Here is a 13,474-nt window from a genome sequence, read left to right on the forward strand (position 1 = left end):
AATTAGTTTCTCAATTGTTTCATCAATTCAACAACTGCACTGTGCGAAACGGTTTGGTGTTTAAAGTGTTTTTGAACAGCGATTCGCTCTTCTTCTGTTGCGTCGAATTGATTCAAAATATTATTCAAATGCATTTTCATATGTCCGTCTTGAATTCCTGTTGTGGTTAAAGAACGCAAAGCAGCAAAATTTTGAGCCAGACCTGCAACAGCAACAATTTGCATCAATTCTTGAGCAGATGGTTTTTCCAGCATTTCCAAAGCTAATTTTACCAAAGGGTGTAAAGAGGTTAGTCCGCCAACGGTTCCTAAAGCCAATGGGATTTCCAGCCAAAAACTAAAAATGCCATTTTCTATTTTAGCATGAGATAAACTTGAATATTGTCCTTTGCGTGAAGCATAAGCGTGAATTCCAGCTTCTACGGCTCTAAAATCATTTCCAGTTGCCAATACCACTGCATCAACGCCATTCATAATCCCTTTGTTATGCGTAACAGCTCGGAAAGGTTCCACTTCGGCGATGCGAACAGCCTGCACAAATTTCTCGGCAAACTCCTGCGGATTTGGGATGTGTTTTTCTTCTAAGTCGGCAATAGGACACAAAACTTCGGCACGTACAATACAATTAGGAACATAATTCGACAAAATGCTCATGACAACTTTAATGTCTTTTTCTGTTTCAGAGAACAATTCGTATTGGCTTGCTTTTTCTTTTAAGGTTTTAGCAAATTGTTCCAAACACGAGTTGATGAAATTGGCGCCCATACTATCCTTAGTCTCAAAACTTACGTGAAGTTGATAGTAATTCGGAATTAAATCGGTTTTGTCTATTAAAATAATATCCAAGATTCCGCCGCCACGAGCTTGCATGTTTTTAGTAATACTTTCGGTTTCTGTAAAGAAATTAGCTTTGATTTTGGAAAAGAAAGTATGTAATTTTTCAGTATCTCCTTTGAAAATGAAATGGACTTGCCCAATTTTTTCGGTGTCAATTACTGTAGCCGTAAATCCGCCACGAGTGGACCAAAATTTAGCTGCTTTAGAAGCCGCTGCCACTACCGAACTTTCTTCAATAGCCATTGGAATGGTTTTGTACTTTCCGTTAATTAGGAAATTAGGCGCAACGCCTAAAGGGATATAGAAATTTGAAATCGTATTTTCGATGAATTCGTCATGCAGTTTCTGGATTTTTTCGTCTGAATTCCAATAATTTTTTAATAATTGAATGGCAGATTCAGGAGTTGAAAAATAGGTTTGGGCAATCCATACTATTTTTTCTTCTTTGGATAATTTTGAAAATCCGCTTACGGCTTGATTCATTCTCAGTAGATTAAAATGATTTTGTTGCAAAGATACACTTTTCAACCTTTTCAGTTATAACTTGATAACTTCAAATAAAATGAGCAAGTATAATTGCTTTAACATTTAACAACACAAATGTGAAATAATTGTAAAATTTTCACTAAAATTGGGGTCTATTAAAAACCGATTTTTTATGAAATTAAGTTTATCCTCTATTTTATTTTTTGTACTCACGCTATCTGTTTATAGCCAACAAAAAATCACTGTTGAAGAAATTTATTCTGGAGCTTTTAGAACCAAGGGAATGGATGAATTACAGTCCATGAAAAACACCAATCAATATACTGTTTTAAATTTTGACGCCGCTTCAAGAAGCATGCAAATTGATTTGTTCGATTTTGCTACATTAAAAAAAGTAAGTACGTTAATTGATACAAAAAATCATTCCGTATTAGCGGATGGAATTGACAGCTATACATTCTCACCAGATGAGAAATTGGTTTTGATAGCTAATAATACGAATCAAATTTTCCGTCATTCATTTACAGCCGATTATTATTTGTATGATACCAATTCTAAAAAGGTATCTAAATTGTTTGATTTCCAAGTGCAAGAGCCTACTTTTTCGCCAGATGGGAAAAAGATAGCTTTTGCGAGAGAAAATAATTTGTATGTATATGATATTACAACTAAAGAAATAGTTGCATTAACCAATGATGGTAAAAAGAATAGCATCATTAACGGAATTACTGACTGGGTGTATGAAGAAGAATTTGCTTTTGTTCGTGCCTTTGATTGGAGTAAAGACAGTAAAAAAGTAGCTTTTATTCGTTTTGATGAAAGTCAGGTTCCAGAATTTTCGATGTCGATTTTCAAAAAGGATTTGTACCCAACAGTAGAAACCTTCAAATATCCTAAGGCGGGAGAAAAAAATTCAGAAGTGTCATTACATATTTATGATGTAGCTTCAAAAGGAACACAAAAAGTGAATTTATCTCAGTACTCTGATTTTTATATAGCTAGAATGCAATGGACAAATGAGGCGAATGTACTTTCGGCTCAGGTCTTGAATCGTCATCAAGATAATTTGGATTTGTTGTTTGTTGATGGAAATTCAGGTGCTACAAAAGTAGTGTTGAATGAAAAAGATAAAGCCTATGTGGATGTAACCGATAACTTGACTTTTTTGAAAGACAATAGTTTTATTTGGACAAGTGAAAAAGATGGTTTCAACCATATTTACTTGTATGATAAAACAGGAAAATTAAAAAATCAAGTAACCAAAGGGAATTGGGAAGTGACCAATTATTATGGTTTTGACGAAAAAAATAATACAGTTTTCTACCAATCTGTTGAGAATGGTTCTATTAATAGAGATGTGTATAGCATCAACTTGAATGGGAAAAACAAAGTACGTTTATCGAAATCTACTGGAACAAACGCGGCTACTTTCAGTCCGAATTTCCAGTATTTTATCAATACGTTTTCAAGTGCAACTCAACCTACTACCTATACTTTGAACGAAGCTAAAAAAGGAGTTCAAGTGCAAGTGATTGAAAACAACGAAGTACTGGCATCTAAATTAAAAGGCTACAATTTGCCAGCTAAAGAATTTTTTGTTTTAAAAACAGCAAAAGGGAACGAACTGAATGCTTGGATTTTGAAACCAAAAGATTTTGACCCAACTAAAAAATATCCCGTTTTTATGTACCAATATTCTGGTCCAGGATCACAGCAAGTGAATAATGATTGGAATTCAAATGATGATTATTGGTTCCAAATGTTAGCGCAACTAGGTTATATCATAGCCTGTGTGGACGGCCGCGGAACAGGTTTCAAAGGCGCTGCCTTCAAAAAAGTAACTCAAAAAGAATTGGGTAAGTACGAAGTGGAAGATCAAATTGATGCGGCTAAAGTAATAGGTAATTATCCTTTTGTAGATAAAAGCCGAATCGGAATTTGGGGTTGGAGTTATGGAGGATTTATGGCGTCCAATTGTATTTTGAAAGGTGCAGATGTATTTAAAATGGCCATTGCAGTGGCTCCAGTAACCAACTGGCGTTTTTATGATAGTATTTACACAGAACGTTATATGCAAACGCCACAAGAAAATGTAAGTGGTTATGATGAAAACTCGCCTATCAATCACGTGAATAAGTTAAAAGGAAAATATTTATTGATTCACGGATCTGGAGATGACAATGTACATGTTCAAAATTCTATGCAAATGATGGAAGCTTTGATCCAAGCTAACAAGCAGTTTGATTCGGAAATTTATCCAGATAAAAACCATGGTATTTATGGTGGTAAAACGAGAATTCAATTGTTTACTAAAATGACTAATTTCATCAAAGAAAATTTATAATATGACAAATACAAGTTTGCAAAAAGAAACCATTTTTGGACATCCAAAAGGGTTGTTTATTTTATTTTTCACCGAAATGTGGGAACGGTTTTCTTTCTATGGAATGAAGGCTTTATTAATATTTTATCTAACAAAATACCATCTTTTTTCAGATGATTCAGGAAATTTATTAATTGGAAGCTATGCTGCTTTAGTGTATGCTGTTCCTGTTATTGGCGGTTTTATTGCTGATAAGTATTTAGGGTTTAGAAAGGCGATTATTTTTGGGGGTATTATGTTAGTCTTAGGTCATTTAGGAATGGCATATGAAGGGAATGCCGCTACGCAGTCCATGACGGGTGAAATTGTTCGGGATAATTTTGCTTTACAAGTTTTTTACTTTTCATTGTCCTTAATTATTGTAGGAGTTGGCTTTTTGAAAGCCAATATTTCTTCTTTAGTGGGAGAATTGTATGTTAAAGGAGATGCACGAAGAGATTCTGGATTTACCATTTTTTATATGGGAATTAATTTAGGTTCTTTCTTTGCTACAATTATTTGTGCTTGGTTAGGAGAGAATTACGGTTGGAGTTATGGTTTTGCCGCAGCTGGAGTTGGAATGTTTTTAGGACTAATCACTTTTATTTCGGGGAAACGATTTTTAGAAGGTAAAGGAGAATCTCTGGTTCCTGAATTACTAGCTAAAACTTCTTTTGGCATTAAAAACGAATGGTTAATTTATGGCGCGAGTGCTTTATCAGCTTTCTTTTTTTGGCAAATGGTTCAAAGTCACGAAGCCGTTTCGTGGATTTTAAAAATCGCAGGTGGCTTGTCCTTTTTGTATATCGTGTATTTTGCAGCAACTCAACTTTCAGGAAAAGAGAGAGATCAATTAATTGCATTGACGATTTTAATCGTTTTTACCATTGTTTTTTGGGCTTTATTTGAACAGGCATATACTTCTTTGAATTTATTTGCAGACAGAATTTTGGACAGAAATGTACTTGGTTTTGAACTTACTGCTGGACAATTCTTAAGTTTTAATGCTTTGTTTATTATTCTTTTAGCGCCAGTTTTTGCTTGGCTTTGGGTTAAATTAGGGAAATACAATCCCAATACTGCCGTAAAGTTTTCAATTGCATTAATTCTTGTAGGATTAGGATTTGGTTCCTTAGTTTTAGGAATTAATTTGTCAGATACAGGAAAAGTGGCTGCATTTTGGTTAATATTAACCTATTTATTACATACTTGTGGTGAGTTAAGCTTGTCTCCTGTTGGTTTATCAGCAGTAACGAAGCTTTCGCCAGTGAAGATCGTAGGATTTATGATGGGAGTTTGGTTTTTGGCTACGGCGAGTTCTGAGTTTATTGCTTCTGTTTTGGCAAATATTGCCTCTATCGATACTTCAAATGGTTTGGCTCCAGATTTGAATTTGGCTAAACAGAGTTATATGAAATTATTTGAATACCTTTTCTATACAGGAATTGGTTTTGGATTACTTTTATTGATATTATCTCCTGTAATTAAAAAGTTAATGCATGGGGTAGATAAAGAATTAAACAATTAATATTATGACTGAAAATTCAACTGATCAATTTTTTAAGAGTACCGTTTTAGGACATCCTGCGGGACTTTTTGTACTATTTTTTACCGAAATGTGGGAACGTTTTTCGTTTTACGGAATGCGCGCTTTACTTGTCATGTTTTTTACATCAACAGTGGCTAATGGTGGTTGGGATTGGACTAGGGAACAAGCGATGGCAATCTTTGGATCATATGTAGGTTTAGTTTATTTGTCTACAATGCTTGGTGGTTATTTTGCAGATAAAATAATTGGGTATCGATGGGCAGTAGTTATAGGTGCTTTATTAATGACCTTAGGGCACGGCTCTATGGCATTGGAAACTCCTTTCTTCATCTATTTAGGATTAATTTTATTGGTTTTTGGTAATGGATTCTTTAAACCTAATATGGTTTCCATCGTTTCAGAAATGTATAAAGATCGTCCTGAGAAAAAAGATGGTGCTTATACCATATTTTATATGGGTGTAAATTCGGGAGCCTTTTTCGGTATCGTTTTATGTGGTTATCTTGGAGAGCAAGTAGGATGGAATTGGGGATTTGGTTTGGCTGGAATTTTTATGCTCTTTGGATTAATTCAATTTTGGCTTTCTCGAAATATCTTTGGGGATATTGGTTTGAAACCAGTGAAAAAAGAAGTGGCATTGACAGATGAAAACAATGACACTCTTAATCCTTTTTCAATTTGGCAATTGGCTTTAATTGGCATCATGATCGTATTAGGTTTGGTGTGGATTATTTTTGAACCTGCTAAAATTATTACAGAAGGAGGAGTGGATCTATTCAATTTTGAAGTAATGGGTTTAACAGGAAATAATTTCACCATTCTTCTAGCGGTAGTCTTATTTTTATTTCTTTTAACCTATCGTTTGTTGACCTATTCTCAGATTACCAAAGAGAAAATGATTGCGGTTACTTTTTTTGCTTTCTTAACTATTTTCTTCTGGGCTATTTTTGAGCAATCTCCGGGAACGTTAACGATTTTTGCTAATGATTACACGAATCGTATTTTAGAGGGCAACGCAGGCACTATTTTCATGATTGTCAATGCAGCTATTACTTTAGTTCCTTTAGGAATTATCACTTGGGTTTTATTTCTATTATTTAAGCAAACTTTTGCAAAGTATGCAATGGCTAACATTGTTTTGGCTATAAGTTTTGTCATTATTTGGGGAATTGCATTTTGGATGTTGAATGATCAGTTTTCTGGAGAAACATTAGAAGTGCCTGCTTCATGGTTCGCCTCTTTAAATTCGCTTTACATTATCACTTTGGCGCCCTTATTCTCTAAATGGTGGGAGAGTAAATACAATCCTTCAGCAAATATGAAATATGCAATCGGAATGTCTTTTTTAGCAATCGGAATGATATGTGTTGCTATTGGATCGGACGGAATTGTACCAGGCGCAAAAACGGCATCAGTAAGTATGATTTATCTAATTTTAGTGTACCTTTTTATTACTATGGCTGAGTTGTGTATTTCGCCAGTTGGTTTGTCGTATGTGAGTAAATTAGTGCCAGCTAGAATGATTGGAATGATGTTTGGAATTTGGTATTTAGCTGTTGCGATTGGAATGAAAGGGGCAGCTAAATTTGGAGAAAATATTGATAAAATTGCAGACGAAAAAGGATTGAGTTATTTCTTTTGGATGTTAGCAATTGTATCTTTGGCAGTAGCTTTTATTTCTTTAGTTATGTCACCGATTATTAAAAAGTTAATGCACGGGGTACGATAAAAAAATTATAGTATTTTTGTAAATAAAATTAGCAATAAAATGAAAAAAATAATTATTACTATACTGTTTGTTTTTGGTTCTGTTTCTTTACAGGCGCAAGAATTGTATTGGGAAACCAATGTAACTAAAGCTATCGAAGTTTCTAAAAAGACCAATAAACCTATGCTCTTATTTTTTACAGGGAGCGATTGGTGTGGATGGTGCATTCGTTTGCAAAAAGAAGTCTTGAAAACACCTGAATTTGCCACTTGGGCAAAACAAAATGTGGTTTTAGTTGAATTGGATTATCCTAGAGCAAAAGCTCAAACCAATGAAATCAAACAACAGAATGCACAATTGCAACAAATATTTGGTATTCAGGGATATCCAACGGTTCATTTTGCAACCGTTACTGAAACCAAAGGAAAAGTTAACTTTCAATCTTTAGGAAATACTGGTTATTTAGCAGGAGGCCCAACAGCTTGGTTAGGTGTTGCAAATGGATTTTTGAAGAAGAAGTAAAAATGTTAATTTAGGATATAAAATCCCTTTTCACTTGTTGAGTGAAAAGGGATTTTTGCTTTTACACAGCTTGTTTCCCAATGCTTTTGAACTGTTTTGTAATTGGATGCATCGGCAATGATTACTTTTGGCTGAATGGTTTGTATAAGCCGATCTAAATTTATTTTAGGAGATTGTGTTAATAGCAGAATCTCTGGGCGGTACTTTTTAGGATAAACCCCTGTGCTATCCACAATAAGAATCCTTTTTCCATTGAAGAATGCAGTGTTTTTTAATTCTTTGGCTGCAGCCAAATGACTAAAATTCCCAACAAGGTAGGCGTTCAAGTTATTGTTTTTCGCACCTATTTTTTGAAGACTATCATTGGCAAATAGAGTTACTTTCTTGCCGTTGCGTTCAGTAATTAAAGTATTCTTTTTTATATTAAAAACGACCCACTCATTTTGATTTTCAACATTCCACTCGTTCCATAAATACGAACATTGGATGCCAATAACGGAAAGTAGAAGAGCAACTAATCGAGAGAAATTTCGTTTTTCGAACCAAAGAATGCTAGTTAATATCAATGAATAACTTCCAATTAATAACAATGTATTAAACGGAATATCCTTCAGAATAAATTCTTCGAAAGAAGCAATATTATGGATGATTTGATTAACTAGATACAAACTCCATTCCAATGCCTTGGATAAAATTAACGGACAAAGATTAAAAAAAGCTAATACCATAACCACTAATCCCAATCCCATAATGATGCCTGTGAGCGGAATGATAACCAAGTTAGTTATAAAAAATAGTCCTGGAAATTGGTGGAAATAATACAAACTTAATGGTAAGGTGCCGATTTGAGCAGCAAAGGAAACACTAATTATATCCCAAACGTATTTTAAGAATTTATTTTTAGGTTCCCAAAGTTGCGCGAGTAATGGCTGCAACCAAATAATGAAAAATAATGCCAAATAACTTAATTGAAACCCAACATCAAATAAAAAAGCCGGTTGCACTACTACTATTAGTAATATAGAAACCAGTAAAGTGTGGTAAATATTTACGCTACGTCTTAAATGTTGTCCAATAGCAACAAACGAGAACATAGTAACAGACCTTACCACTGATGGCGATAAACCTGCCAGAATCCCAAATAACCATAGCGAACTTATAATAATAAATAGTTTTAATAAAGATCCTTTTCTGTTGTTTGGCACTGGTTTAAGAATAAAAGTGACAAATAATAAGATGAAACCAATATGCAAACCTGAAACTGATAAAATATGTATCGCACCTGCATATTGATAATCTTGGATAATTTGGGGGTCAATTTCCTGTTGTTGTCCCAAAAGGAGTGCAATTGCTACATTTAGCTCAGTAGTAGTAAAGCCGTCTTTTTTTAGATTGTTAATGATCGTATTTCGAATTTGGGCGGCATAATACCAAATGTCTTTTTCAATTAGCGTACTTATTTTAATTTCTGAAGCATCAGCATAAAGCTGACCATAAATTTGTTTGTTTACTAAGTAGTTACTGTAGTTGAATTGGTTGGGGTTTTTTGGAGCACTATTGGGGTTTATATTGCTTTTGATTTGAAGTCGGTTGCCAATGCTAAAGGAATGATTCAAGCTATCTTTTCTGATATTGATGAGTAGTTTACCTGAACAATTTATTGTGTCAATTTGTTGAACTAATCCCACATAGCGCTGGCTAAAGGCGTTGCTTTTTAATTTTTCGTGGAGAATTACCGTAATGGTATGTGGATCTTCATACACATTTGGAATTTTGGAATAATGATTTTTTTGGTTGGTAGCAGTGTGAATAGTTTGAGTGGTCATACCAATACAGAAAGCCACTACTAATACTGTCCATCCAAAGGGACGAACAAAATGATATTTTTTGGAATACAAATGATAAAAAATCCCCAAAAGAAGTGAGGAAATGAAAAGGGATGTGAAAACAAGATTGGGACTTGGCTGAATAGCATTAGCAAATAAAATGCCTACAATAAAAACCAATGTAACTCTTGCTAGGGGGAATTGCAAAACTTTCATTGTACTAAAATACAAAAAAATGAAAATGAAATGATAATAAATTAAAAAAGCTTCCCACTTTTAAAGTCAGGAAGCTTTTGAGGTATATATTTTAAAAATTAGCTTAGATCTTTTACAATTAATTGGGCTGTTTTTTGACTAGCTCCGACACCTCCTAATTTTTTTTCTAGTTGGTCGTATTGAGCCAAAAGTTTTGCACGGCACTCTCCTTCTAGAATTTTAGTTAATTCCTCTTTAATGCGTTCTGTTGTACAGTCGTCTTGAATTAATTCAGTTACGACTTCTTTATCCATAATGAGGTTTACTAATGAAATGTACTTTAAGGTAATTATGCGTTTAGCAATTTGGTACGAAGCCCAACTTCCTTTGTAGCATACTACTTCGGGCACTTTAAAAAGTGCGGTTTCTAAAGTAGCAGTTCCAGAAGTGACCAAAGCAGCAGTTGCGATTCCTAATAGTGAATAGGTTTTATTAGAGATGAATTTGATATTATTATTCGTAATAAACTTTTCGTAGAAAGAAAAATCTTGACTTGGCGCGCCTGCAATTACGAATTGGTAGTCAGGAAAATCATTGGCAACACTCAACATTACGGAGAGCATTTTGGTTATTTCTTGTTGGCGACTTCCCGGTAAAATAGCGATTATGGGTTGGTCATTTAATTGATTTTCTTTTCTAAAAACAGCATCGTCAACTTTAGGTTGATTGTGGATGGCATCAATCAACGGATGCCCCACAAAGTGAACTGGATAGTTGTGTTTGTTTTCATAAAACTCTTTTTCGAAAGGTAAAATCACATACATCTGATCTACATCTCGCTTAATGTCTTTAATTCTATTCTCTTTCCAAGCCCAAATTTGAGGCGAAATATAATAATGGGTTTTAATGTTCAAAGCTTTTGCCCATTTAGCAATACGCAAGTTAAATCCAGGGTAATCTATAAATACAAGTACATCAGGTTGGAACTCCAAAATGTCTTTTTTGGCAAGGGTAATATTGTTTAAAATGGTCTTTAAATTGAATATCACTTCAATGAAACCCATAAAAGCGAGTTCTTTGTAATGTTTTACTAAAGTTCCGCCCACAGATTGCATCAAATCGCCACCCCAAAACCTAATATCAGCTTGTGGATCTTCTTGATAAAGGGCTTTCATTAAATTCGATCCGTGTAAATCTCCAGAGGCTTCTCCTGCTATGATATAATATCTCATTGTTTCTTCTTTTGCGGAAGGTTAAACTAACAGCGTAATCAAGGTGAGTGTAATTACGGCTAAAATTACGCCGCGTGCCATAAACTCTTTATTCAATTTTAATAGTCCCCAAAAAAGCACTAAATCTAAAACAGTACCTAAGGTAATTATTTTTCCTAATTTACCGTCAGCTTGCAGTAATTCAACTCCAGCGATAAAAGTAAATTTTGTAAACAATTGAATGAATAAAAAACATCCAAAAACAGAAGTTATTATTCCTATTGTAAATCCAAGTAGGAGGTCGGTTTTGTTTTTCAAAAGAAATCTGTGTTGGTTTTTAATACTTTTTAATCAAAATAATGAACAAAGAAAAACAAAAAATACCAACTTCATTCATTAAATTCTTGCCAAAAAGAACAATTTTATATCTTTAACAAAAAATTATGCACGCCTTATCATTGTTAAAATAACTTTTACTGTAATTTAGACAAAAAACCGGATGAATACCATTTTACAATTTATGAAAAAAAATTATAAACTACTCTTAGTAGTCACCTTTGTTTCTTTATCCTTACTAGCTTTTAAATCTAATTTTAGTTCTTCTTCAGACCCTGAGAAAGACAAGTTATTGATAGAGCTTTTAACCTTTGTTTTGGAAAAAGGACATTATAGTCCCGCAACTATGGATGATGAGTTTTCTAAAGGAGTGTACAAGGATTATATCGAAGCTTTGGATCCATCCAAACGTTTCTTTTTGCAAGCAGATATTGATGAGTTTTCTAAATATGAATTGGAACTTGACGATCAATTATTGAATAAAGACTTGACGTTTTTTGACTTAACCTACACGCGATTAATTCAACGTATTGAGGAAAGCAAGTCAATATACAAATCTATTTTGGATCAACCTTTTGACTATACTATTGACGAATCATTCAATACAGATTATGAAAAAATGCCATACGCTAAAAATACTTCCGAGTTAAAGGAAAGATGGCGCAAGCAAATCAAATTATCTACATTGTCTTCTCTTGTTGATCGTCAGGAAATTCAGGATAGCAATGGTGTAATTGATAAAGATTTAAAGGCAGTTGCGGCTCCCTTAGACGAGGAATCTGATTTTCAGGATGCAGCAGAAACTGAAAATAAGAAAGAACTTGCAGTTACTAAAGACAAGAAAAAATCTTTTGATGAATTAGAAAAAGAAACAAGAGAGAGTTCTCTAAAATCGTTAGATGAATATTTTGGCTTTATTAAAGATTTAACTCGAAAGGATTACTTTTCGGTATATCTGAATTCAGTTACCTCAAAGTTTGATCCACATACAAATTATTTGGCACCAGAGGATAAAGAACGATTTGATGTGAGTATGAGTGGTAAACTAGAAGGAATTGGCGCTCGTTTACAAAAGAAAAATGACTATACTGAAATATCAGAGTTGATTTCAGGAGGGCCTGCTTGGAGAGGAAAACAATTGGAGGCTGGAGACATTGTTATAAAAGTAGGTCAGGGTAATCAAGAGCCTATTGATGTAGTAGGAATGCGATTGGATGATGTGGTTAAGAAAATCAAAGGAACCAAAGGAACTGAAGTACGACTTACGGTTAAAAAAGTGGATGGAACCATCAAAGTAATTTCAATTATTAGAGACATTGTCGAAATAGAAGAAACCTATGCCAAGTCAAGTATTGTTGAAAAAAATGGAAAGAAGTATGGTGTAATCTATTTGCCCAAATTTTATATTGACTTTGAAGATAGAGACGGTAGAGACGCTGGAAAAGACATTGCACTCGAAGTAGCTAGATTAAAGAAGGAAGGTGTTAGCGGAATTGTTTTGGATGTCCGAGATGATGGAGGAGGTTCCTTATCTACTGTAGTTGATATTGCAGGACTCTTTATTGAAGAAGGTCCAATAGTACAAATTAAATCAGCAGGAAAAAGAAAAGAAGTACTTTATGATCGAGATAAAAAAATTGAGTGGGATGGTCCATTAGTAATTATGGTGAATAGTTTTTCTGCCTCGGCTTCAGAGATTTTAGCAGCAGCGATTCAAGACTACAAACGCGGAATCATCATTGGAAGTAAACAAACATATGGTAAAGGAACAGTTCAAAATGTGATTGATTTAAACCAATTTGTTAGAAGTAGTTCTGTAGGGGATTTAGGAGCACTTAAAACAACTACTCAAAAATTTTATAGAATAAATGGTGGTTCAACACAATTAGAAGGTGTGAGTAGCGATATTGTTATGCCAGATCGTTATTCTTATCTTAAAATGGGAGAGCGTGATATGAAAAATGCGATGCCTTGGGATAAAATTGATCCAGCGTCTTATTCTACTTGGTTAAACAATAAAAATTTCAACCAAGTAATTATGAATAGTAAAAATAGAATCGCCAAAAATGCCCAATTTCAATTAGTAGAGGATAATGCTAAATGGATAGACAGCAGAAGTGAGGATTATGTATATAGTTTGAACATTGATAAATTTAAATTGGCACAAAAGCAAATTGAAGAACGCGCAAAAATGTACAAGCCGCTTAAGAATTATTCTAATAAGTTAAAGTTCAATTCGCTTCCTTATGAAATTGAAATTATGGCAAAGGATAATTCCTTGAAAGAAAAAAGACAGCGTTGGCACGAATCTTTATCCAAAGATATTTATGTAGAAGAAGCGCTAAATGTTTTAGACGATTTACAAGGCAAACCGATTGTCAAAAAACCAATGAATGCTAAATTGAAAGATGGTAAATTAGTAAAATCGTAACCAAAAGATTTA

The 13,474-nt window shown here is 33.9% G+C and carries 9 protein-coding genes; 5 read left to right on the forward strand and 4 right to left on the reverse strand.

Features of this window, described 5'->3' with window-relative positions; all coding sequences use genetic code 11:
• Positions 1 to 2 precede the first annotated feature (2 nt).
• A complete protein-coding gene (locus tag LPC23_RS04225) occupies positions 3 to 1,319 on the reverse strand; it encodes a hydroxymethylglutaryl-CoA reductase, degradative (protein ID WP_229331335.1) in 1,317 nt (438 codons plus the stop codon).
• A gap of 175 nt (positions 1,320 to 1,494) precedes the next feature.
• Between LPC23_RS04225 and LPC23_RS04230 the strand changes: the two genes are divergently transcribed.
• From LPC23_RS04230 to LPC23_RS04245, 4 genes are read left to right on the forward strand one after another with little or no spacing between them, the layout of a single operon-like run.
• Positions 1,495 to 3,666, forward strand: a complete 2,172-nt coding sequence (locus LPC23_RS04230) for a S9 family peptidase (protein ID WP_229331337.1) — start codon at positions 1,495 to 1,497, stop codon at positions 3,664 to 3,666.
• A gap of 1 nt (position 3,667) precedes the next feature.
• Complete coding sequence (locus tag LPC23_RS04235) at positions 3,668 to 5,212, forward strand: peptide MFS transporter (protein WP_229331339.1); 1,545 nt, start codon at positions 3,668 to 3,670, stop codon at positions 5,210 to 5,212.
• A gap of 4 nt (positions 5,213 to 5,216) precedes the next feature.
• Complete coding sequence (locus LPC23_RS04240) at positions 5,217 to 6,962, forward strand: peptide MFS transporter (RefSeq protein ID WP_229331342.1); 1,746 nt, start codon at positions 5,217 to 5,219, stop codon at positions 6,960 to 6,962.
• Positions 6,963 to 7,001: 39 nt separating this feature from the next.
• Positions 7,002 to 7,463, forward strand: a complete 462-nt coding sequence (locus tag LPC23_RS04245) for a thioredoxin family protein (protein WP_229331344.1) — start codon at positions 7,002 to 7,004, stop codon at positions 7,461 to 7,463.
• Positions 7,464 to 7,468: 5 nt separating this feature from the next.
• Here LPC23_RS04245 and LPC23_RS04250 read toward each other — a convergent pair whose 3' ends face one another.
• From LPC23_RS04250 to LPC23_RS04260, 3 genes are all read right to left on the reverse strand, one after another.
• The gene (locus LPC23_RS04250) at positions 7,469 to 9,505 is read right to left on the reverse strand and encodes a ComEC/Rec2 family competence protein (RefSeq protein ID WP_229331346.1); all 2,037 of its coding nucleotides are present in this window, start codon (positions 9,503 to 9,505) and stop codon (positions 7,469 to 7,471) included.
• Positions 9,506 to 9,603: 98 nt separating this feature from the next.
• Positions 9,604 to 10,716, reverse strand: coding sequence for a lipid-A-disaccharide synthase (gene lpxB, locus LPC23_RS04255; protein ID WP_229331349.1), 1,113 nt, complete (start codon positions 10,714 to 10,716; stop codon positions 9,604 to 9,606).
• A 21-nt stretch (positions 10,717 to 10,737) separates the two neighbouring features.
• Positions 10,738 to 11,013 (reverse strand): hypothetical protein, encoded by a 276-nt coding sequence (locus LPC23_RS04260; RefSeq protein ID WP_229326877.1) that lies wholly within the window; start codon positions 11,011 to 11,013, stop codon positions 10,738 to 10,740.
• A gap of 181 nt (positions 11,014 to 11,194) precedes the next feature.
• Here LPC23_RS04260 and LPC23_RS04265 point away from each other — a divergent pair, with 181 nt between their 5' ends.
• Complete coding sequence (locus LPC23_RS04265; protein ID WP_229331351.1) at positions 11,195 to 13,462, forward strand: carboxy terminal-processing peptidase; 2,268 nt, start codon at positions 11,195 to 11,197, stop codon at positions 13,460 to 13,462.
• Positions 13,463 to 13,474: the final 12 nt, after the last annotated feature.

The organism is Flavobacterium ammonificans, assembly GCF_020885975.1.
Lineage (GTDB): Bacteria > Bacteroidota > Bacteroidia > Flavobacteriales > Flavobacteriaceae > Flavobacterium > Flavobacterium ammonificans.

What these genes read in the sequence shown, in the direction of transcription:
- LPC23_RS04225 (WP_229331335.1), bottom strand. Translation starts at nt 1,319, where the DNA reads ATGAATCAAGCCGTAAGCGGATTTTCAAAATTATCCAAAGAAGAAAAA.
- LPC23_RS04230 (WP_229331337.1), top strand. Translation starts at nt 1,495, where the DNA reads ATGAAATTAAGTTTATCCTCTATTTTATTTTTTGTACTCACGCTATCT.
- LPC23_RS04235 (WP_229331339.1), top strand. Translation starts at nt 3,668, where the DNA reads ATGACAAATACAAGTTTGCAAAAAGAAACCATTTTTGGACATCCAAAA.
- LPC23_RS04240 (WP_229331342.1), top strand. Translation starts at nt 5,217, where the DNA reads ATGACTGAAAATTCAACTGATCAATTTTTTAAGAGTACCGTTTTAGGA.
- LPC23_RS04245 (WP_229331344.1), top strand. Translation starts at nt 7,002, where the DNA reads ATGAAAAAAATAATTATTACTATACTGTTTGTTTTTGGTTCTGTTTCT.
- LPC23_RS04250 (WP_229331346.1), bottom strand. Translation starts at nt 9,505, where the DNA reads ATGAAAGTTTTGCAATTCCCCCTAGCAAGAGTTACATTGGTTTTTATT.
- lpxB (WP_229331349.1), bottom strand. Translation starts at nt 10,716, where the DNA reads ATGAGATATTATATCATAGCAGGAGAAGCCTCTGGAGATTTACACGGA.
- LPC23_RS04265 (WP_229331351.1), top strand. Translation starts at nt 11,195, where the DNA reads ATGAATACCATTTTACAATTTATGAAAAAAAATTATAAACTACTCTTA.